Origin of the sequence: Nocardioides daeguensis, from assembly GCF_019192965.1 — a bacterium.
In the GTDB taxonomy this organism is placed as follows: Bacteria; Actinomycetota; Actinomycetes; order Propionibacteriales; family Nocardioidaceae; genus Nocardioides; species Nocardioides daeguensis.
Window position 1 is genome coordinate 128,190 of sequence record NZ_JAHTKU010000010.1, and the last position, 19,132, is coordinate 147,321.

At 73.5% G+C, this 19,132-nt stretch carries 13 protein-coding genes; 9 read left to right on the forward strand and 4 right to left on the reverse strand.

Features of this window, described 5'->3' with window-relative positions; all coding sequences use genetic code 11:
• Positions 1-20: 20 nt before the first annotated feature.
• Positions 21-3,899 (forward strand): DNA-directed RNA polymerase subunit beta', encoded by a 3,879-nt coding sequence (locus KU893_RS08310; protein WP_218233879.1) that lies wholly within the window; start codon positions 21-23, stop codon positions 3,897-3,899.
• A gap of 107 nt (positions 3,900-4,006) precedes the next feature.
• Here KU893_RS08310 and KU893_RS08315 read toward each other — a convergent pair whose 3' ends face one another.
• From KU893_RS08315 to KU893_RS23555, 3 genes are all read right to left on the reverse strand, one after another.
• Entirely contained in the window at positions 4,007-4,717 is a 711-nt protein-coding gene (locus KU893_RS08315) for a hypothetical protein (protein ID WP_218233880.1), read from the reverse strand.
• A gap of 61 nt (positions 4,718-4,778) precedes the next feature.
• Entirely contained in the window at positions 4,779-5,468 is a 690-nt protein-coding gene (locus KU893_RS08320) for a response regulator transcription factor (protein ID WP_218233881.1), read from the reverse strand.
• Entirely contained in the window at positions 5,465-7,435 is a 1,971-nt protein-coding gene (locus KU893_RS23555; RefSeq protein WP_218233882.1) for a sensor histidine kinase, read from the reverse strand. Before KU893_RS23555 ends, KU893_RS08320 begins: the two co-directional genes overlap by 4 nt.
• A 136-nt stretch (positions 7,436-7,571) precedes the next feature.
• Here KU893_RS23555 and KU893_RS08330 point away from each other — a divergent pair, with 136 nt between their 5' ends.
• The 5 genes from KU893_RS08330 (at position 7,572) to KU893_RS08350 (ending at position 13,802) form a co-directional block, all read left to right on the forward strand.
• Complete coding sequence (locus tag KU893_RS08330; protein ID WP_218233883.1) at positions 7,572-8,843, forward strand: geranylgeranyl reductase family protein; 1,272 nt, start codon at positions 7,572-7,574, stop codon at positions 8,841-8,843.
• Between the two features lie 23 nt (positions 8,844-8,866).
• Positions 8,867-9,751, forward strand: a complete 885-nt coding sequence (locus KU893_RS08335) for an NUDIX domain-containing protein (RefSeq protein ID WP_218233884.1) — start codon at positions 8,867-8,869, stop codon at positions 9,749-9,751.
• Positions 9,748-11,040 (forward strand): hydroxyacid-oxoacid transhydrogenase, encoded by a 1,293-nt coding sequence (locus KU893_RS08340; RefSeq protein ID WP_257440760.1) that lies wholly within the window; start codon positions 9,748-9,750, stop codon positions 11,038-11,040. The genes KU893_RS08335 and KU893_RS08340 overlap by 4 nt, the downstream gene beginning before the upstream one ends.
• An 84-nt stretch (positions 11,041-11,124) precedes the next feature.
• Positions 11,125-13,146 (forward strand): ATP-binding protein, encoded by a 2,022-nt coding sequence (locus KU893_RS08345; RefSeq protein ID WP_218233885.1) that lies wholly within the window; start codon positions 11,125-11,127, stop codon positions 13,144-13,146.
• Entirely contained in the window at positions 13,143-13,802 is a 660-nt protein-coding gene (locus tag KU893_RS08350) for a response regulator (protein WP_257440756.1), read from the forward strand. Before KU893_RS08345 ends, KU893_RS08350 begins: the two co-directional genes overlap by 4 nt.
• Before the next feature lie 67 nt (positions 13,803-13,869).
• Here the strand turns inward: KU893_RS08350 and KU893_RS08355 are convergent, their stop codons facing one another.
• Positions 13,870-15,393, reverse strand: a complete 1,524-nt coding sequence (locus KU893_RS08355; protein ID WP_218233886.1) for a hypothetical protein — start codon at positions 15,391-15,393, stop codon at positions 13,870-13,872.
• A 187-nt stretch (positions 15,394-15,580) separates the two neighbouring features.
• On the opposite strand from KU893_RS08355, the gene KU893_RS08360 reads away from it, so the two are divergent.
• The 3 genes from KU893_RS08360 to KU893_RS08370 all read left to right on the forward strand — a co-directional run bounded on the left by KU893_RS08360 (position 15,581) and on the right by KU893_RS08370 (position 19,112).
• Positions 15,581-16,846, forward strand: coding sequence for a hypothetical protein (locus KU893_RS08360; protein ID WP_218233887.1), 1,266 nt, complete (start codon positions 15,581-15,583; stop codon positions 16,844-16,846).
• A 104-nt stretch (positions 16,847-16,950) separates the two neighbouring features.
• Positions 16,951-18,144 (forward strand): class I SAM-dependent methyltransferase, encoded by a 1,194-nt coding sequence (locus KU893_RS08365; protein ID WP_218233888.1) that lies wholly within the window; start codon positions 16,951-16,953, stop codon positions 18,142-18,144.
• Positions 18,141-19,112, forward strand: a complete 972-nt coding sequence (locus tag KU893_RS08370) for a hypothetical protein (protein ID WP_218233889.1) — start codon at positions 18,141-18,143, stop codon at positions 19,110-19,112. The genes KU893_RS08365 and KU893_RS08370 overlap by 4 nt, the downstream gene beginning before the upstream one ends.
• Positions 19,113-19,132 lie beyond the last annotated feature (20 nt).

Genomic DNA, 19,132 nt, shown 5'->3' on the forward strand with positions numbered 1-19,132 from the left:
AACGAAGGACAGCAGCCATCGTGCTCGACGTGAACTTCTTCGACCAGCTTCAGATCGGCCTGGCCACCGCGGAGGACATCCGCACGTGGAGCCACGGCGAGGTCAAGAAGCCGGAGACCATCAACTACCGCACGCTCAAGCCCGAGCGTGACGGCCTCTTCTGCGAGAAGATCTTCGGTCCCACCCGGGACTGGGAGTGCTACTGCGGCAAGTACAAGCGGGTCCGCTTCAAGGGCATCATCTGCGAGCGCTGCGGCGTCGAGGTGACCCGCTCGAAGGTCCGCCGTGAGCGGATGGGCCACATCGAGCTGGCCGCGCCGGTCACCCACATCTGGTACTTCAAGGGTGTCCCGAGCCGCCTCGGCTACCTGCTCGACCTCGCCCCGAAGGACCTCGAGAAGGTCATCTACTTCGCGGCGTACATGATCACCGCCGTCGACGAGGACGCTCGCCACCGCGACCTGTCCTCGCTCGAGGGCAAGATCCAGCTCCAGCGTGAGTCGATCGAGAAGCGCCGCGACGCCGGCCTCGAGGACCGCACCAAGAAGCTGGAGGAGGACATCGCCGCCCTGGAGGCGGAGGGTGCCAAGGCCGACCAGCGCCGCAAGGTCCGTGACGGTGCCGAGCGCGAGCTCAAGCAGCTGCGCGACCGCGCCCAGCGCGAGCTGGACCGCCTCGAGGAGGTCTGGGACACGTTCAAGAGCCTCAAGGTGCAGGACCTCATGGGTGACGAGGTCCTCTACCGCGAGATGAAGAACTGGTTCGGCAAGTACTTCGAGGGCCACATGGGCGCCACGGCGATCCAGAAGCGCCTGCAGTCCTTCGACCTCGACGCCGAGGTCGAGAGCCTGCGCGAGACCATCGCCACCGGCAAGGGCCAGCGCAAGGTCCGTGCCCTCAAGCGGCTCAAGGTCGTCGAGGCCTTCCGCAAGACCGGCAACAAGCCGGTCGGCATGGTCCTCGACGCCGTGCCGGTCATCCCGCCGGACCTGCGCCCGATGGTGCAGCTCGACGGTGGCCGGTTCGCGACCTCCGACCTCAACGACCTCTACCGCCGCGTCATCAACCGCAACAACCGCCTCAAGCGGCTGCTGGACCTGGGCGCGCCGGAGATCATCGTCAACAACGAGAAGCGGATGCTCCAGGAGGCCGTCGACTCGCTGTTCGACAACGGCCGCCGTGGCCGTCCCGTCACCGGCCCGGGCAACCGGCCGCTGAAGTCGCTGTCCGACATGCTCAAGGGCAAGCAGGGTCGCTTCCGCCAGAACCTGCTCGGCAAGCGCGTCGACTACTCGGGTCGTTCGGTCATCGTCTCGGGTCCGCAGCTGAAGCTGCACCAGTGCGGTCTGCCCAAGCAGATGGCGCTGGAGCTCTTCAAGCCGTTCGTGATGAAGCGGCTCGTCGACCTCTCGCACGCGCAGAACATCAAGTCCGCCAAGCGGATGGTCGAGCGCGCGCGTCCGGTCGTGTGGGACGTCCTCGAAGAGGTCATCACCGAGCACCCCGTGCTGCTCAACCGTGCGCCCACCCTGCACCGCCTCGGCATCCAGGCCTTCGAGCCGCAGCTGATCGAGGGCAAGGCCATCCAGCTCCACCCGCTCGTCTGCACCGCGTTCAACGCGGACTTCGACGGTGACCAGATGGCCGTGCACCTGCCGCTGTCCGCCGAGGCCCAGGCCGAGGCGCGGATCCTGATGCTGTCGACCAACAACATCCTCAAGCCGTCGGACGGCCGTCCGGTGACCATGCCGACCCAGGACATGATCATCGGCCTGTTCTTCCTCACCACCGAGCGTGGCGAGGCGACGGTCGAGGTCGACGGCGAGACCCACCTGCGCAGCTTCACCTCCCCGGCCGAGGCGATCATGGCCTTCGACCGTGGCGAGATCACGCTGCAGGACCGGGTGCGCATCCGGCTGACCAACGTCGCCCTCGAGGGCGTCGAGAAGGATGTGGCCACCCTGGTCGAGACGACCCTGGGCCGCACCATCTTCAACGACGCGCTGCCGGCCGACTACCCGTACGTCAACGAGGAGGTCGGCAAGAAGCGGCTCGGCGCCATCGTCAACGACCTCGCCGAGCGCTACCCCAAGGTCGTCGTCGCGGCGTCCCTGGACGCGCTCAAGGACAACGGCTTCCACTGGGCGACCCGCTCCGGTGTGACCGTGTCGATCGACGACGTCATCACGCCCCCGAACAAGGCCGAGATCCTGGCCGTGCACGAGGAGTCGGCGGCGAAGATCCAGAAGCAGTACGAGCGCGGTCTGGTCACCGACGAGGAGCGTCGCCAGGAGCTCATCGAGATCTGGACGAAGGCGAGCCAGGAGGTCGGCAAGGCCCTCCGCTCCACCTTCGAGGCCAACCCGACCAACCCGATCTACGTGCAGGTGCACTCGGGTGCCTCGGGTAACTTCAACCAGATCAACCAGGTCGGCGCCATGCGTGGTCTGGTGGCCAACCCGAAGGGCGAGATCATCCCGCGGCCGATCAAGGCCAACTTCCGCGAGGGTCTCTCCGTGCTGGAGTACTTCATCTCCACCCACGGTGCCCGCAAGGGTCTGGCCGACACCGCGCTGCGGACCGCCGACTCGGGCTACCTGACCCGTCGTCTGGTCGACGTGTCGCAGGACGTCATCATCCGCGAGGAGGACTGCGGCACCGAGCGCGGCCTGCCCAAGGTCATCGGCGTCAAGGACGAGAACGGCGTCGTCGTCAAGGACGAGAACGCCGAGACCGCGGCGTACGCCCGGTCGGCCGCCAAGGACATCACCCACCCGGAGACGGGCGCGGTGCTCGCCGTGGCGGGCGAGGACCTCGGCGACGTCAAGATCGCCGAGCTCATCGAGGCCGGCATCGAGCAGGTCACGGTCCGCTCGGTGCTGACCTGCGACGCTCGCACCGGCACCTGCGCGAAGTGCTACGGCCGCTCGCTGGCCACCGGCAAGCTCGTCGACATCGGTGAGGCCGTCGGCATCATCGCGGCGCAGTCGATCGGTGAGCCCGGCACGCAGCTGACGATGCGTACCTTCCACACCGGTGGTGTGGCCTCGGCCGACGACATCACGCAGGGTCTGCCCCGCGTGGTCGAGCTCTTCGAGGCCCGCACCCCCAAGGGTCACGCCCAGATCTCCGAGGCCGCCGGCCGCGTGCAGATCGAGGAGACCGACAAGGCGCGCATCATCGTCGTCACCCCCGACGACGGCAGCGAGGTCAAGGAGTACCCGGTGTCCCGGCGCTCGCGCCTCCTCGTCGAGGACGGCGGCCGGGTCGAGGTGGGCGACAAGTTCACCGCCGGAACCGAGGACCCGAAGGAGGTGCTGCGCATCCTGGGTGTGCGCAAGACCCAGCAGCACCTCGTCGACCAGGTCCAGGAGGTGTACCGGTCGCAGGGTGTGTCGATCCACGACAAGCACATCGAGATCATCGTGCGGCAGATGCTGCGCCGGATCACGGTGCTCGAGTCGGGCGAGACCAACCTGCTCCCGTCCGACCTCGTCGACCGGGTCCGCTTCGAGGAGGAGAACCGCCGCGTGGTCTCCGAGGGCGGCAAGCCGGCCTCGGGTCGTCCCGAGCTCATGGGCATCACCAAGGCCTCGCTCGCGACCGAGTCGTGGCTCTCCGCGGCCTCCTTCCAGGAGACCACCCGGGTCCTCACCGACGCCGCGATCAACGGCCGCTCCGACAGCCTGCGCGGCCTGAAGGAGAACGTGATCATCGGAAAGCTGATCCCGGCCGGCACCGGCCTGGAGCGCTACCGCAACATCCGGGTCGAGCCGACCGAGGAGGCGCGCGCCGCGGCGTACGCCGTCACGGGCTACGAGTCCTACGACTACGAGTTCGGCAACCAGGGCCAGGCCGTGGCGCTGGACGACTTCGACTTCGGCTCCTACCAGAGCTGAACGGAGCGACGTCCTGGTGTGAGCCAGGGTGACCTGCACGAGGCCCTCGCGAGCTTGCTCGCGAGGGCCTCGTGCTGTTCGGGGTCCCGTCCGTGCGGGACGACGGGTCAGGGCTGGGCGAGGGTGATCGGGCTGCGGCCGAACGCGAGCCAGACGCCGGCCACGACCAGGCCGAGGATGATCATCGCGGGCAGCCCCGGGACGCCGGTGACGAAGACGGCGAGCAGGAGCGCGGTGGCGAGCAGGCCCGAGAGCGCACCCAGGCCGCGCGAGACCAGCCGCTCCCGCAGGGCCATCCACGCCAGGCCGTAGGCCGAGGCGAGCAGCGGGACGAAGGCGATGTAGGGGCTGAAGTCGGTCATCACGAAGTAGGTGTAGATGCCCTCGGCGTCGTAGGTGTCGCCCTCGGCCCCCGAGGGCAGGTAGTTGCCGACCGCGCCACGCCACCCGTAGGCGAGGGTGACCAGGGCGGCGGTGGCCAGCACGCCGTAGGAGACGGCGCTCGCGCCGGAGGAGCCGGGGAAGCGGCGCTCGACCCGGTGGCGCCAGGTCACGGCCGCCGCGATCAGGGCGAGCGCGAGGACGTAGCCCAGCGCACCGGAGAGCCGGTAGGGCACGTGGTCGAGGCCGAGCACGTCCTCGGCGGTGACCGGGTAGTCGAAGTCGCTGCCGTTGGCGTCGGGCCTTCCTTCGAGGAACAGCGCCACGACGCCGAGCACGCCGCACAGGCTGATCAGCAGGGGCCAGGCGGTGAAGCGACGGGCGCCGGCGGCCGGGGGAGCGGGGACGGGCGGGGACACGGGTGTGGTCTCGTTCATGGCCCGATCCTCGGCGGCCTCACGGCCCGGGCATCAGGGCCAGGCGCCACGACCTTCCGGGTCAGTCGGCGTCCTCGCCGCCGAGGCCGGCCTCCCGCGCCCGCACGATCAGCTGGCCGCGGTCCGGCACGTCGAGCTTGGCGAGGATCCCGTAGACGTAGTTGCGCACCGTCTTGGTGCTCAGCACCAGCCGCCGGGCGACCGTCGCGTTGTCGTAGCCCAGCGCGATCATCTCCAGCACCTCCCGCTCCCGCCCGGTGAGCTCGGGGAAGACGCTCGCCCCGCGGGTCCGGGCAGCGGACAGGTAGGTCACGGCGCGGCGGGCCACCTCGGCGCCGAGCAGGAGCTCGCCGTTGGCCACGGCCCGCACCCCCCGCTCGACCTCGACCGGGGTCGCGCCCTTGAGCAGGTAGCCGCGCGCGCCGGCGCGGATCGCGGCGAACAGCGAGTCGTCGTCGCCCAGCATCGTCACCACCAGGACGGCCGTCTCGGGCTGCCGGGCGACGATCTGCCGGGTCGCCTCGACCCCGGAGCCGGCGAGTGCGGGATCGGAGGTCCCGTCCGGGCCGCCGGTCAGGTCGAGGTCCATCAGGACGACGTGGGGCCGCTCGGCCTCGACCAGTTCGATGGCGCCGGCCACCGTCGCGGCGCGGCCGACGACGGTGATCCCGTCCAGGGAGTCCAGCAGCGCCGACATGCCGATCAGGAACACGGGGTGGTCGTCGACGACGACGACACGGATCTCGTTCATGGCAGGAGCACCGTCACTTTCGCCCCGGTCGGGGAGTTCTCGAGATGGAGGCTGCCGCCCAGCTCCGCGGTCCGCTCGCGCATCGAGGCGAGGCCCACGCCGGGGGTCGGCGCCGGGTCGAAGCCGCTGCCGTCGTCCTCGACCTCGACCCGGGTCTGCTGCCCGCTCGCCACCACCCGCACCACGCATCGGCGCGCCCCCGCGTGCCGGTGCGCGTTGAGAACCCCCTCGGCTGCGATGTGGTAGATCGCGACCTGCTGCTCGCCGGCCAGGAGGTCGGAACCGGCGACGTGGATCGAGACCTCGAAGTCGTCGTCGCTGAACCGGGCGGCGAGGACCTCGAGCGCCTCGGGGAGGTCCCCGTGCTCCAGCGAGGGCGGGAGCAGGGTGCGGGCCACCTGGCGCACCTCGTCGGCCCGGCGCGTCAGCTCGGCGCACAGCTGGTCGAGGAGCGCGGCGTCGGCAGGTCGCAGCGGCGAGGAGTTGCCGATCGCGCGCAGGGCCAGCGCCACCCCCGAGAGCGAGGGCCCCAGGCCGTCGTGCAGCTCGCGCCGCAACAGCCGGCGCTCCTCCTGGCGGACCTCGACCAACCGGGTCCGGGCGCGGTCCAGCGCCCGGTTGGCCGTGGCCAGCTCGAGCGCGATGGCCACCAGCCCGGCGATCTGGTGGAGGACGCCGACCGTGCGCGGGTCCAGTCGCTGGCCGGCCGGAGGCGCGATCGCGAGGGTGCCGACCAGCCGGCCGCCGTTGTGGAGCGTGATGGTGTGCTGCAGGGCCCCACGCTCCCCGGCGGCGGACCGCGGACCGTCGGGGTCGGCCGACCCGATCTCGACCCGGCGCAGCCGCATCCCCCGGCGCAGCCCGTCGGCCAACCCGTCGAGCAGGTCCTCCTGGCCGCCGCTCGCGTCGAGGTGGCGGCCCAGGTCGACGAGCAGCTGAGCGGTGTCGGTCCCGGTGCCGAAGACGAGCCGGTCCACCTGGAGCTGCAGCCAGCGCTGCAGCGGGGCCACCGCGAGAGCGAGCGTGGCGACCGCGAGCAGGCCCGCGGACATGCCGTCCCACGGCAGCAGCCGGCTGCCCAGCCAGACCAGGACGAGGTAGGCCAGCGCGACGACCCCGCCGAGCATCGTGGCCACCACCGTGCGCGACACGGCCAGGTCGACGCGCCACGGCTCCTCCCGGGCCACGAGGGCGAACACCACCGCCAGCAAGATCACCTGGGCGACCAGCAGCACCGGCGCCGCCGCCACCAGCGAGGTGCCGGCCACCTTCAGGCCGGTCTCGAACGCGGCGTAGCCGAGGACCAGGAAGACCACGGCCACGACCAGCCAGCGCAGCGCGCGGCGCTCGTCGGGGCCCGAGCGGGCCAGCCGGACGCTCAGGTGGAGCGCCCCGCCCAGGCCGGCGGCGACGGAGAGCGGGACGGTCCATGCCTCGGCCGCCTCCGCCCAGGCGCTCAGCGCTGGGCCGGCGAACGGGTGCTCGGGGCCGCCGAAGTCGCGGCAGGCCCGCAGCGCGGTGCCGGCGACGACCAGGCTCACCCCGACGACGATCCCGACCCGGCCGGCGCGGTCGACCGGGCCCGGCGCCACCAGCCACGGCAGCACGAGCAGGGCACACAGCACGCCGGTCAGCCAGCCGGTCGCGGCCGCCACGGCCGCGACGGGCTGCCCGGGGAGGTCGTGACCCGCGCTGACCAGGACCCACTCGATGCCCACGGCCGAGACCGCGAACCCGGTGCCGACGACGGCCAGGGCCAAGCCCGCCCCGCGCCCCGTGCGCACGGCGAGGTAGAGCCCGAGCCCGCCGTACACCAGCGCGACCAGGATGTCGGGCCAGAAGAACTGGGGACGGATGAACGCCTGGTCGGGAACAGCCGCACCCGCGGGCGCCAGGGCGACGCCGGCCAGGCAGAGCGCGGCGAGGACCCCGCCGACGGCGTAGGCCGCTCGGGTGATGGCTGGCACGGGCCCACGATAGGGGCCCGGACGGCCCGGGACCCAGGGTCGAGCGGCCCGGCCGCCGAGGTCGTCGGCGCGCCGCACCGCCGTGCGACACCGGCCCGACACGGGTCCGGTGGTGCCGGGCTGGAATGATGGGTCCATGGATCGCACGACGACGAGCACCGACGTCCTCGTCGTCGGCGCCGGCCCCGCCGGCTCGGCCGCCGCCACGTGGGCTGCTCGCGCGGGGCTCGACGTCGTGCTCGCCGACGCCGCCGTCTTCCCGCGCGACAAGACCTGCGGCGACGGACTGACGCCGCGCGCGATCGGTGAGCTCGAGCGGCTCGGGCTGCGCGACTGGGTCCGCTCGCACACGGTCAACCAGGGGTTGCGGGCGCACGGGTTCGGCCAGACGCTGCACCTGCCCTGGCCGGGCGGCAACCTGCCCGACTGGGGCAGCGCCGTCGCCCGGACCGAGCTCGACGACCACCTGCGGACCACGGCGATCAAGGCCGGCGCCACCGGGCTCGACGGGGCGCGCGCGGTCGACGTACGCATGGACGGCGACCGCGTCGCGGCGGTGCGGTTCCGAGGCGCGCAAGCGCGCACCTCGACCACCGAGGACATGGTCGAGATCGCCTGCCAGCGGCTGGTCGTGGCCGACGGCGTGCGCTCGCCGCTCGGCAAGGTGCTCGGACGGGAGTGGCACCGCGACACCGTGTACGGCGTCGCCGGGCGCTCCTACGTCACCTCGACCCGCGCCGACGACCCCTGGATCAGCTCGCACCTCGAGCTGCGCGGCGAGCAGGACGAGATCCTGTCCGGCTACGGCTGGATCTTCCCGCTCGGCAAGCAGAGCGGCGAGGTCAACCTCGGCGCCGGCACGCTCGCGACCGCGAAGCGGCCCGCCGACGTGGCGGTCAAGCCGCTGATGAAGCTGTACGCCGACCGGCTTCGTGCGGAGTTCGGGCTCGGCGAGGAGCTGCGGGCCCCGACCTCGGCGCTGCTGCCGATGGGGGGCGCCGTCTCCCATGTCGCCGGCCGCAACTGGGCGCTGATCGGCGACGCCGCCGCCTGCGTCAACCCGCTCAACGGCGAGGGCATCGACTACGGGCTGGAGACCGGCCGGGTGGTCGCCGAGCTGCTGGCCGACTCGCCCGGCGCCGACCTGGGCACGCTCTGGCCGGCGCTGCTGCGCGAGCACTACGGCGAGTCGTTCTCGATCGCCCGCCGGCTCGCCGGCCTGGTGACCGTGCCGCGGCTGCTGCCGGCGCTCGGCCCGATCGGCATGCGCTCCGACCTGCTGATGACCCTGGCGCTGCGCTGGATGGGCAACCTGGTCACCGAGGAGGACCGCGACCGCTCCGCCCGGGTGTGGCGCTGGGCCGGACGCCACTCGCTGGCCCGCGACAGCCGCCCGCCGTTCTCCTGAACCGAACCCCTAGGGTGGACAGCATGGGGCAGCGGGTGCAGCGGCTGGCGGCGTACGCCGTGATCGTCCGCGGCGACCAGATCCTGCTCTCCCGGCTGGCGGAGCGGGTGACCAAGCGCGAGCTGTGGTCCCTGCCGGGCGGCGGCGTCGACCACGGCGAGGCCCCGCGCGACGCGGTGGTCCGCGAGGTCTACGAGGAGACCGGTCTGCACGCCGAGGTCGGTGAGACCGCCCACGTCCACTCGATGCACGTCGCCGACTCGTGGCGGCGCGGGCGTCGGGTCGACGCGCACTCGGTGCGGATCGTCTACGAGGGCTGGGTGCCGGCCGACGCGCCCGAGCCGCACGTCACCGAGGTCGACGGATCGACCGCCGAGGCGGCGTGGAAGCCGATCGCGTCCGTGCTCGACGGCAGCCTGCCGACGGTGAGCCTGGTGAGCGACGCGCTGACGTCGTACGCCGTGCGCCAGCGGCAGCGCACCGCCGCCTACGCCTACGTCGTGCGGGACGGCGCGATCCTGCTGACCCGCACCTCCGACCTCGCGCCCGACCCTGGGACCTGGCACCTGCCCGGCGGCGGGATCGACCACGGCGAGTCGCCGAGCGACACGATCCGGCGCGAGCTGTGGGAGGAGTGCGGGCTCGAGGGGGAGGCCGGCGCGCTGCTGACCGTGCTCGACCACCACTTCACCGGCACCGCCCCCAACGGTCGCGAGGAGGACTTCCACGCGATCGGGATCATCTACCGCGCCGAGGTCGGGCCGGGTGAGCCGCGGGTCGTCGAGGAGGGCGGGACGACCGACGCGGTGGCCTGGGTCCCGCTCGCCGACGTCGCCGCCCGCAAGCTCAAGGTCTACGGATCGGTCCGGGCGGCCATCGAGGCGGCCGGCGATAACGTGTCGGCGTGAGCCAGGACCTGACCCAGCACGAGACCGTCTTCACCTACGCCGCGCCCGCGTTGAAGTTCGGGCGGGGCGCCGCCGCCGAGGTCGGGTACGACGTCCGCGGCTGGGGTGCGCGCCGGGCGCTGCTCGTCACCGACCCGGGCGTGCTGGCGGCCGGGCACGCCGAGACGGTCGCGGCCTCGCTGCGCACCCACGGCGTCGAGGTCGTGACCTACGCTGGCGCGCGGGTCGAGCCGACGGACGCCTCGCTGGAGGAGGCGGTGGCGTTCGCCCGAGGCGAGGGCCCGTTCGACGCGGTGGTCGCGGTCGGCGGCGGCTCCTCGATCGACACCGCGAAGGCGGTCGCACTGCTCGTGACCAACCCGGGTGAGCTGATGGACTACGTCAACGCGCCCATCGGCAAGGCGCGCGCGCCCGAGCAGCCGGTGCTGCCGCTGGCCGCCGTACCGACGACGACCGGCACGGGCGCGGAGTCGACGACGATCTGCGTGATGGACGTGCTGGCGCTCAAGGTGAAGACCGGGATCAGCCACCCGGCGCTGCGTCCGCGGCTCGCCGTCGTCGACCCCGCGCTGTCGGCGACCCAGCCGCCGGGCGTGATCGCGGCCGCCGGCATGGACATCCTTTGCCACGCGCTGGAGAGCTACACGGCCCGCTGGTACGGCGAGTACCCCGCCAAGCAGGCGCAGCAGCGGGTGCCCTACTGCGGCGCGAACCCGATCGCGGACCTCTGGTCGGAGCGCGCGCTGGGAATGCTGTCCGGGGCGTTCCGGAGCGCCGTGCGGTCCGCTCGTGAGGGGGAGGGGGCGTCCGAGGCGGCCGAGCAGATGGCGCTCGCGGCGACCTTCGCCGGACTCGGCTTCGGCAACGCGGGCGTCCACATCCCGCACGCCAACGCCTACCCGATCGCCGGGAGGGTCCGGGCGTTCCACCCCGCCGACTATCCGCAGGACGAGGCGATGGTGCCGCACGGGATGGCCGTCGCGCTGACCGCGCCCGAGGCGTTCCGGTTCACCTTCGACGCCGCGCCCGAGCGACACCTGCGCGCCGCCCGCCTGCTCGACCCCACCGTGGGGGGCGACGACGCCGGCGTGCTGCCGCAGGTGATCGCCTCGCTGATGCGCGACATCGGCATCCCCAACGGCCTCGCCGAGGTCGGGTACGTCGCCGGCGACGTGGACGCGCTCGTCGAGGGTGCGCTGCAGCAGCAGCGCCTGCTCGCCACCGCTCCCAAGGACGTCACTGCCGACGACCTGGCCACGATCATGAAGGCCTCGCTCGAGCACTGGTGAGTGGGCCGGCGTCCCGACGGCCCTCGCGGTCGGGACATCGGGCCCTGGAACCCGGGCCGTCGGGCCGAGGAGCATCACACCGCGATGCCCAGGACGACGCCCCGATCCCGCCTGCCCGCCCTCGCCGTGGCCGCCGGGTCGTGGAGCACGGCGGCGCTCGCGCTGGTCCTGTTCGCGCTCAACGGCGGTCACAGCGGGGCGTTGGCCTACTGGCTGATGGACGTCCTGGTCGCCGTCGTCTACGGCGGCGCCTGTCTCCTGCTGCTGCCGCGCTCGCGCCACCCCGTCACCTGGATCCTGGTCCTGGCCGCCCTGGGCTGCGGGGTCTCCGCGCTGCTCAGCGCCGCCCTCGAGACAGCCGCGGCCCACCACGCGACCGTGCCCCCGCTGCTGCCGGTGCTGGCCGGCGTCGTGTGGGTGCCGGGAACCTACGCCTCGATCGCGGTCCTGCCCTGGCTGGTCGGCCCGGAGCCCCTGCCCCGTCGGCTGCGCCCCGTGGTCGCGCTCGGGATCGCGGCCCTCACCTGGCGGGTGCTGGCCTCGCTGACCGCACGCTACGTCGGGCTCGACAACCCGTTCGACGTCGTACCCGAAGGAGTGCACGCGCTGCGCCGGACGGTCGGTCTGTGGCCGGACCGGCTGTGCGTGGTCCTCGGCTTCGCCGGGGCTGCTCGGCTGGTGTGGCGCTGGCGGACGGTGTCGGCCGAGGAGGCACGCGGGCTGGGCTGGCTGAGCATCGGCGCGCTCTTCCTCGCGGTGTCCTTCGTGCCGGTCGTCGTGCCGATGCCGATGGCGGTGGACCGGGTCGCACTGGACCTCTCCGGGATCCTCCTGATCGCGGCGCAGCCCTTCCTGGTCGGCGCCCTGCTGACCGTCGTGCTCGGCCAGCGGCTGTGGGGGGTCGACGTGGCGGTCGACCGGGCGACCCTGTGGCTCCTGCTCACCCTCGCCCTCATGGCCGGCTACGTCGTCGTGGGCTGGGGGATGCAGCGCACCCTCGCGCTGTCGGCCGACACAGCGGCCTGGCTGGGGTTCGCCGCCATGCTCGTGGTCTCCCACCCCCTGCGGACCTGGCTGCAGGCGCGCGTCGACGCCCTCGTGTACGGACCGGCGCACGACCCGACCCGGCTGCTGGGATCGGTCGGCTCGGTCGCCGGAGCGCCGGTGAGCGCCCGGGGCAGCCTGGAGGCGTTGGTCGACGGACTGGCAGCCGGGCTGCGCCTGGGGCGGGTCGAGGTGCACGACGAGCGGGCCGGTGTCGTCGTCGCGGTCGGCGCGGCCACGCCGGCCCAACGTCGCTACCCGCTACGCGTCCACGGCCGCCGGCGCGGCGAGCTGGTCGTCGCCGCCCCGCCGGGGCAGCTCCTCGACGCGCGCACCGACCACCTGGTCGAGCAGTTCGCCGGAGTCGTGGCGGTCTTCTTGGAGCTCACCGAGGTCAACGAGCAGCTCGACCGGGCACGCGACCGGTTGGTCCAGGTGCGCCACGAGGAGCGCCGGATCCTGCGCCGGGACCTGCACGACGGGCTCGGCCCCGCGCTCGCCGGGATCGGTCTCGGGATCGCGGCGGCCCGGCGCCGTACCGCCACCGACCCGGCCGGTGCCGTGGCCCTGCTCGACGACCTGGCCGAGGAGGTCGGGCGGCGGACCCAGGACGTGCGGCTGCTCGCGCGTTCGATGCTGCCGGTCGCCCTCGACGACGGAGACCTGCCGGGGGCGCTCGCCGCCCTGGCCGCCCGGTTCGAGGCGGCGGGGACCCAGGTGGAGGTGGACGTCGAGGACCGGCCCGAGATGGACACCCCCCGCCAGATCGCGACCTACCACGTGGCGTCCGAGGCGCTCGTCAACGCCTGGCGGCACGGCGGTGCCCGCCACGTCCGCATCCGGGTGGCCGCCGGCCCGGCGGGGGAGGTCGTGCTCGAGGTCAGCGACGACGGCTCGGGCATCGGCTCGGCGACCGGGTCCGGCCCCGCAGCGGGCGCGGCGGCGCCGGCTGCTCGCGGGATCGGCCTGGCCTCGATGCGCGAGCGGGTCGACGAGCTCGCCGGGCACCTCAGCCTCGAGGGCGGCGAACGGGGTACGACAGTGCGCATGGTGCTGCCGTGAGCGCGGGCGCCGCGGCGATCCGGGTGGTGGTGGTCGACGACCACCCGACCTTCCGGATCGGGATGTCCGCGCTGCTCGCGGCCACGCCCGGGCTGGAGGTCGTCGGGCAGGCGGCGAGTCGCGCCGAGGCGGTCGGGGTCGTGCTCGGTGCCGACCCGGACGTGGTCATCATGGACCTCGACCTCGGCGACGGCTCCGGGGTCGACGCGACGCGCGAGCTGCTCGCTCGCAGACCTGAGGTCGCGGTGCTCGTGGTGACGATGCTCGACGACGAGCACGCGGTCTACGACGCCATCCGGGCCGGCGCACGGGGCTACGTCCTCAAGGAGGCGCAGCCCCAGGAGGTCGAGCGTTCGATCCGGTCGGTGGCCGGAGGCGGGCTCGTGCTCGGCGCCGGCGTCGCCCGCCGCGCGATGGAGGGGCTCGCCGCTCGCGCCGACGCCCGGCCCTTCCCCCAGCTGACCGATCGGGAGCGAGAGGTGCTCGCGCTCCTCGCCCAGGGGCTGGACAACGCGGCCATCGCCCGCTCGCTGTTCGTGACGACCAAGACGGTGCGCAACTACGTCTACGCGATCTTCACCAAGCTCGAGGTCAAGGACCGCGCGGCGCTGGTCGTGCTGGCGCGCGAGGCAGGCTTCGGAGGCGACGAGCGGTGACCTGCGCTGCCACGACCGGGGTCCGCGCCGGTGACGCGGACCCCGGTCGGGGTGGGGGTGCTGCGGGTCAGCGGACCCGGACCCGCAGCACGGTCTCGGCCGGCGCGACGCTCGCCGAGCCGAGGTAGCGGACCCGGTAGCGTGCCTTGCCGACGGGCTGGCGGCGCAGCGTGAGGACGATGCGGCCGGCACGGACGTAGCCGGTGGCGACCACGGCGCGCCCACGGCGCACGACCACCTCCCCGTCGGCGGGCAGCGGGCCGGCGACGACCCGGATCCGCAGCCGGACCCGTCGGTGCGACAGCGCCTTCCCGCGCGCCGTGACCGAGGCGGAGGCCCGGTCGCCCTGGTCGGTCGTGGGGCCGCCAGGCTTGCCAGGCCCGCCGCCGGGTGCCGGGGCGACGTCGATCCCGTTCGCGGCCGGGAAGTCGGTGGTCACGTAGCCCTCCCACTCGGCACGCACGAACGCGCTCAGCCGGTGGCCCTGGTCGGCGGCGGAGACGGCGTACGTCGTGCCGGTGGCACCCGGGATCTCGACGCCGTCGCGGGTCCAGCGGACGGTGAGCGTCGGGGCGCTCGCCGCCAGGGACGGGCGCCGCTGGTAGCCGGCCGTGAGCGTCTGGCCGACCCGGCCCTCGCCGCTGACCGCCACGTCGGCGACGACGTCGGGCATCGGGGCCAGCGGGACCGGCAACGGCTCCGAGGTGGCGCTGGCTCCGGGGAAGCCGGCCCGCTGCGCGGTGCAGCGCAGGGCGAGGTTGTGGCCGAGATCGTCCTGCTCGACCGTGCGCAGGTGGGCGGTGGCGCCGGGGATCGGTGCCCCGTCCCGCAGCCACTGGCAGCCGGTGGTGTCCGGGGCAGGGCTGAACTCCGCGGGGGTCCCGGTCAGCACGGACCCGAGGCTCGGCGTCCCCGTGATCTTCGGGGGCGCGGTCGCCCGGAGGCCGTCGACGACGTGGTAGACGAAGGGCGACACGATCGTGTTGCCGGCCTTGTCACGGGCTCGGACCGCGAGCGAGAAGTCGCCGACGGTCGTGGCCGGCAGCACGCTCCCGCTCGGGAGGTCGCCGGTGCACTCCGCCAGCCCGGAGACGCCCGGTCCGGTCGCGTCGGCGCAGGAGTAGTCCCACCGCGCATCGCCGCCGAGGGGGATCGTGACGCCGGGCTTCAGGCCCTCGTAGACGACGACGGGGACGGCGCGGTCGATGCGGACCTGGAAGTCGGCGTAGGCGGAGTTGCCGTTGCCGTCGACCGCCTCGACCTCGACCCGGGTGATGCCGTCGCCCCCGATCCAGATGTCGCCGCCGGCGACCCGGTCGAGCTGGCCCGACCCGACGTTGGCGCCGGTGAGCCGGTAGGTCACGACGCTCACCCCGGTGGCCAGCGGGCCTTCGTCGACGGCCCGCACCCGATAGGTCAAGCCGGTGTTGTGCCAGGCGTCGTCCGGCAGGGGCGAGACGCTCAGCACCGGAGGAACGACGTCCTCAGGCGGGTCCTCACCCCCGCCGGCCGCCGAGGCGGCGGCCGGCGCGAGGAGGCTGGAGGTGAGCAGCGCAAGGCCGCTCAGGCGCAGGAAGTGGGCTCTCGACATGGACGAAGGTTCCCTGTGCCCGCAGCCCGGGAACCAGATGCGGCTGTCCCGAGGTCGTCGGGCCGTGCCGGCGGGACAACGCCCGGGACTGGCGTCCTCCCTCTCGACGGGACCCGTGGCTCTTGCCCCCGGGGCGTCCGGGCCGGGGAGGGTGGCGTCACATCCCGACCGACCTCCGGAGGCCCCCATGACCCACCCTTCGCGCCGGATCGCCGGAGCCGCCGTTGCAGCGCTGTGCGCAGCCGGCCTCTCGGTGCCGCTCGCGTCCGTCCCGACGGAGGCGGCCGCCGCGGCCGACCCGGGGACGATCACCTTCATCAAGGACCACAACGTGTGGATCGCACGAGGTGACGGCACCCAGGCTCGTCCCCTGACGACCGACGGACACGCCGGCCTGCCCTACCGGGCACCCAGCCAGTCCGACACCGGCCTGGTCGCGGCGGTCCGCTACTCGCACATCGTGACCATGGACCAGCAGGGGCGGGTGATCGCCGAGATCGACCCCCCACGCCTGCCCGACTCGTTGGGCACCTCGATGGACGGTAGCCCGGTCGCCACGGCCGTCTCGCCCGACGGAGCGCTGATCGCCTACACGTTCGCCGAGTACTCGTGCGGGAGCGGTTGCCAGTGGCGTACGGCGACCGGCTACGTCAGCACGTCGGGCGGCGGGACGCCGGCGACCTACGGGAGCTCCTTCTTCGCCGACCCCTCCTGGGTCACCAACCGCCGGGCCCTGCACAGCGGCGGGTTCAACTACCACGTGATGGTGCACGACATCGGGTCCCCGACGCAGCAGCACTGGTTCGACGACGGGGACATCTGGTCGCCGAGCGACGACTTCGGCAACGTGGAGGTCTCGCCCGACGCGACCCTGCTGGCGGGCGTGCGCGGGTCCGGGGACGACCGCGACATCCTGACCTACCGGATCGCCGGCGACATCCGGTCCGGTGCACTGCCCGGGCCGCCCGACGACGCCTGCCGGCTCGACGGCGGCGCCGCCGACCGCATCACCGACCCCACCTGGTCGCCCGACAGCAGCACGCTGGCCTTCGCCGCCTCGGACGGGGTGTGGACCTTCGCCGACAACAAGACGCCCGGGTGCGGCGGAGAGCTGCGCCTGCTGCTGCCCGGCGCCAGCCAGCCGGACTGGTCCGCGGCCCCCCTGGCGCCGCCGGCGGCCGCTCCCGCACTGGTGAACCTCGAACGGGCGGCGGTGCGGGGCAGAGCGCGGGTGGGCAAGGTGCTGCGTGCGACCAGTGGCAGGTGGAGCGCCGGCGTCACGGTCGTGTCCTACCAGTGGCTGCGCAACGGGCGAGCGATCAAGGGCGCGACCGGGCAGCGCTACAAGGTGCGCCGGGCGGACCGCGCGCGCCGGGTGTCGGTGCGGGTCACCGTGCGCAGCGCGACGGCCACCGGTGTCTCGGTCAGCAAGGCCACGCGGGTGCGGCGCTGAGGGCCCGACTACGATCGACGGGTGAACCCGCGCCACCGCCGCCTGATCATCCCGGCCGCGCTGGTGGCGCTGCTCCTCATCGTGCTCGTGGCGGCGCTGGTCAAGTGAGCACGCTCGCGCTCGACGACGGCCTGGCGCGGGTCCGGGCGGACCTGCTGGCCGAGGACCGCCTGGTGCGGGCCGTCGCGTCGGGACGCCGGCGGACCGCCGTACCCCCGTGGCGCCGGGTCGAGCTGCGCTGGGTGGACCTCAAGGCGGGGCGCCACCTCCAGGTCGTGCGGTACGACGCCACCCAGGCCCACACGTCCAACCACCTGCGCGGCGAGGCGGCCGAGCAGGCGGTCGACGGGCTGCTCGCCGAGCCGTTCGGCAACTGGACGGTCGAGACCGCCGAGCAGCAGCTGAGCCTGCGGGTGACCAAGAAGGGCGACGCGGCCGTGCACGTGGCTGCGCGCACCGGGGAGGCGCCGGCGAACCGGGGTCACGACCGGGCCAAGGAGCGGCTGCTGCCGGAGGACGACCCGGTGTTCGCGGCGCTCGGGCTGGCCGACGCGCAGGGCCGGATCAAGCCGAGCCGGATGGCGAAGTACCGCCAGGTCGAGGACTTCCTGCGGATCCTCGACCGCTCGGTCACCGAGGCGATCGCCAAGGGCCGGCTGCGCAAGCCGACGCCGGAGGACCCGCTGCGGGTGGTCGACCTCGGCTGCGGCAACGGCTACCTCACCTTCGCCGCGCAGCGCTACCTCAGCGAGCGCCGCGGCCTGCCGGTCCGGGTGACCGGCGTCGACGTGAAGGAGCAGTCGCGCGACCACAACGCCTCGGTGGCGCGCTCGCTCGGGATCGACGCCACGTTCGTGGCCGGCACCATCGGTGCGGCCGAGCTGGAGCAGGCCCCCGACGTCGTGCTCGCGCTCCACGCCTGCGACACCGCCACCGACGACGCGCTCGCCCGGGCGGTCGAGTGGGAGGCGCCGCTCGTGCTGGCCGCGCCCTGCTGCCACCACGACATCGCGGCCCAGCTGCGCAGCGCGGAGCCGCCGGCGCCGTACGCCTCCCTGGCGCGCGACGGCATCCTCCGCGAGCGGTTCGCCGACACCCTCACCGACACGCTGCGGGCGCTGCTGCTGCGACGGGCCGGCTACCGGGTCGACGTGATGGAGTTCGTCGACAGCCAGCACACGCCGCGCAACACGCTGCTGCGCGCGGTGCGTACCGGGGCTGCCGCCGACGACGGGGAGTACGACGCGCTCGTCGCCGCGTGGGGGATCCACCCGCGGCTGGGGGAGCTCCTCGGGTGAGGAGGATCCTGGCGCTCGTGCTGCTGGTGCCCTTCGCGATCGGGTTCCTCGCGCCGGGCGCCGCCGTCGAGCCGCCTCCCGGGCAGCCGGTCTTCGGCTTCACCGACCCGGAGATCACCGAGTCCAGCGGGCTGGTCGCCCGGGACGGCCTGGTCGTCACCGTCAACGACTCCGGGGACAGCAACCGGGTCTTCACCGTCGATCCCGCCACCGGTGACACCGTCGGCGTCACCCGCTGGCAGGGCGATGCCACCGACATCGAGGCGCTGGCCCCGGCGGGCGGTCCGGGCAGCGGCGAGGTGTGGGTCGGCGACATCGGCGACAACACCGGCGCGCGCGACCACGTCGAGGTCGCCCGCGTGCCGTTCGGCCGCGGGAACCGCGAGGTCGACGCGCCGACGTACGAGCTGACCTATCCCGATGGTCCCCACGACGCCGAGACACTGCTCGCCGACCCGGCGACCGGCCGGCTGTACGTGGTCGCCAAGGAGTTCATCGGCCGCCTGTACGCCGCACCCGAGCGGCTCGATCCCGACGGCCCCAACGAGTTGAGCGCCGTCGACGAGGTCCTCGGCATCGCCACCGACGGCAGCTTCACGCCCGACGGCAAGCATCTCGTGCTGCGCAACTACGGGCAGGCGGCCGTCTACACCTGGCCGGGGCTGCAGCGCGTCGCGCAGGTCGACCTGCCGCGGCAGCCGCAGGGGGAGGGGCTCGCGATCAGCGAGTCCGGCGAGGTGCTGGTGAGCTCGGAGGGTGTCGAGGCGGAGGTGCTGCGGGTCGCGGTGCCGCTGGGTTCGTCGCCGTCCGCGTCGTCGTCGCCGTCGCCGTCGTCGGATGCGGACGGGAGCGAACAGGCGCCCGTGCAGGCCGAGGAGCAGGGGTCGTGGTGGCCGTGGGCGCTCGGCGGCATCGCCGGTGTGGTGATGGTGGGCGTGCTGCTGCGCTCGCTGCGGCCGCGGGACTGATCCGCCGGATTCGGGTTACC